The sequence below is a fragment of the Streptomyces gossypii genome (genome assembly GCF_025165795.1).
Lineage (GTDB): Bacteria > Actinomycetota > Actinomycetes > Streptomycetales > Streptomycetaceae > Streptomyces > Streptomyces gossypii.
Window position 1 is genome coordinate 1 of sequence record NZ_JAJAGO010000037.1, and the last position, 3113, is coordinate 3113.

Below are 3113 nucleotides of genomic sequence, written 5' to 3' on the forward strand. Positions count from 1 at the left end.
GCACCCTGCTCCAGGGGACCGTCACCGCGACGACCGCGACGGCCGACGCCGGCACGGGGCGCCCCGACCTGCCACAGGCGGAACGGCCCGTCCCCGGAGCCGACGCACCCAAAGCCAAGCCCCGCACGGTCGAGAAGGGGCCGCGGACACCACGCGAGGCACCGAAGACCTCGTGGCCGAAGCCGGGCGCGGCCACGGTGAAGATCCCTGACGCCGCCACCGGTCGCTCATCTGCGACGAAGCCGGCGAAGGCCAAGGGCCTGCCCATCGAGATAGCCTCACCGGGCAGCCTGCGCGCTGCCGGCCCGGCCGCCAAGACCAAACCGGCCGACAGCGCGGTCTCGGGCCCCGTCAAGGCCCGTGTGCTGAGCCGGAAGGCGACGGCGAAGGCCGGCGTCCGCGGTCTGCTCTTCACGCTGGACCCGGAAGAAGACCAGCAGGCAAGCAAAGCATCCCCCCGGAGCGCGGGTGTCCGGGTGGACTACTCAAGCTTCTCCCAGGCATACGGCGGCGGTTACGCCTCCCGGCTCTCCCTCGTCGAGTTCCCCGCCTGCGTCCTGACCACACCGGGCAAAAGCGGCTGCTCGGACAGCCGGCCGGTGCGGACGGTGAACGACACCGAGAAGCAGACCCTCACCGCCGACTCCCTGAAACTGCGTGCAAGCGGCGCCACCGTACTCGCGGCCGTCGCCGAGGAGGAGGGCGGCAAGGGTGACTACAAGGCCACCAAGCTGGCGCCCTCCGCGACCTGGAAGACGAACCTCAACACGGGTGACTTCTCCTGGGCTTACGACATGCCCGCACCGGAGGTCCCCGGCGGCCTGAAGCCCAGCGTCGGGCTCTCCTACTCCTCCGCGCAGATCGACGGCCGCACCGGGGGCAGCAACAACCAGTCCTCATGGGCCGGTGACGGGTTCGACCTTTGGACGGGCTTCATCGAACGGAAGTACCGGCCGTGCTCTGACGACGGCATCGAACACGACGACGGTGGGAAGCCTGCTGACCAGTGCTGGAAGTACGACAACGCCTTCCTCTCCTTCAACGGCAAGGCCGGTGAACTGATCCCCGTCGGGGATGACGAGTGGAAGCTCCAGCGCGATGACGGCACCCGCATCAAGCGCCTCGCCTCCAGCGAGCGGCACAACGGGGACGACAACGGCGAGTACTGGCGGCTGACCGACCCCGAGGGCACCCGCTACTACTTCGGCTACCACCGGCTGCCCGGCTGGTCGGAGGGTGACGAGACGACCGGCTCCGCCTGGACCGCCCCCGTCTTCGGTGACGACTCGGGCGAGCCGTGCCACGCTTCCACGTTCAAGGACTCCTGGTGCCAGCAGGGCTGGCGGTGGAATCTGGACTACGCCGTCGACACGCACGGCAACGCGGTCGCCTACTACTACGACCAGGAGAAGAACTCCTACGGCCGCAACCTGAAGGAGGACGACGACACCCGGTACGTCCGTGGCGGCAGCGTTGACCGCATCGAATACGGCCTGAAGTCCTCTTCCGTCTACGACACGGAGCCCCTGGCCAAGGTCGACTTCACCAGCACGGAACGCTGCATCGCGAAGGAAGGCGTCACGTGCGCCGCCGACACGATCGACGACAAGGCCCAGTACTGGTACGACACGCCCTGGGACCTGAACTGCGATGCTGGCAAGAAGTGCGATCAGGGCCGCTTCTCGCCCAGCTTCTGGACCCGCAAGCGCCTCACCGGCGTGACCAGTTACGTCCGGGACGGCACCGCGTACGAAAAGGTCGACTCGTGGAAGCTCCGGCACCGCTGGGGCACGGCGGACGTCGACTACCAGCTGCTCCTGGATTCCATCCAGCACACCGGCCACAGCGCAGACCCGGCGATCACCCTGCCGAAGACCACCTTCGCCTATACCCAGCTGGAGAACCGGCTCGACAAGACCGGCGACGGCTACGCCCCGTTCATCAAGGCACGCCTCTCCACCGTCGCCGACGAGTACGGCGGCCAGACAGACGTCAACTACTCCGCACCCGCCTGCAAAGCCGCCGACCTTCCCACCCCGGAAACGAACACCACCCGCTGCTTCCCGCAGTACATCGGCGGATCGTCCTCCGATGACGCCGACCGCGAGTGGTTCAACAAGTACGTGGTCACTTCGGTCACCAGCACCGACCGTACCGGCGGCGCCCCTGATCAGGTCGCCCGCTACTCGTACCTGGGTGGTGCGGCCTGGCACTACGACGAGAGCGGTCTGGTCAAGAACAAGGAGCGGACTTGGTCCGAGTGGCGCGGCTATGGGCATGTCCGGGAGCAGACGGGCGGCCAGGGCGGCAGCGCGGAGATGAAGTCGCAGGAGGACTCGTACTTCCTGCGCGGCATGCATGGCGACCGGGAGAACAAGGACGGCGGCAGCAAGGACGTCAGCGTCACGCTGGGCAGCGGCGAGGGTGATCCGATTACCGACCACCGGTCGGCGAGCGGGTTCACCTACAAGATCGCCACCTACTCGGCGCCTGGCGGCAAGATCCTCTCGAAGATGGTCGACCGCCCCTGGCACCACGAGACGGCCAGCAAGAAGCACTCCTGGGGCACCCTCAAGGGGTACTTCGCCGATACGGGGCACAGCAAGACCTGGACCTCGCTGGACAAGGGTGCGGGGGACAGCTGGCGGGTCGTCTCCCAGAGCAATACGTACGACACCGTCGCCGGGCGGCTGGTGAAGGTCGACGACTACGGCGACAACTCCACCGGCGGCGACAACCGGTGCACCCGCACCACCTTCGCCACCAACACCGCAATGAACATCCTCGGCCTCCCCTCCCGCGAGGAGACCCTCGCCGTCAAGTGCGACGCCACTCCCGACCGCGCCGAGGACGTCATCACCGACACCCGCACCGCCTACGACGGCGCGGCCTACGGCGCGGCTCCCGCCAAGGGCGACGCCACCGCCACCGCCGTCCTTGAGAAGCACGACGGCACCACGGCCCGCTACCTCGAATCCGACGCGACCTTCGACGGCTACGGCCGCCAGCTCACGGCCACTGATCTGACCGCCGACGTCACGGTGACCGGCAGCGGCACTCCCGCCCGCGACGAGCGTGACGACGGCCGCACCACAACCACCGCCTACAGCCCG

Annotated in this window: 1 pseudogene; it reads left to right on the forward strand. The window is 68.2% G+C overall.

Going from position 1 to position 3113, the window contains the following annotated elements:
- Positions 1-3113, forward strand: a pseudogene (locus LHJ74_RS34015) (sugar-binding protein); the annotation flags it as partial.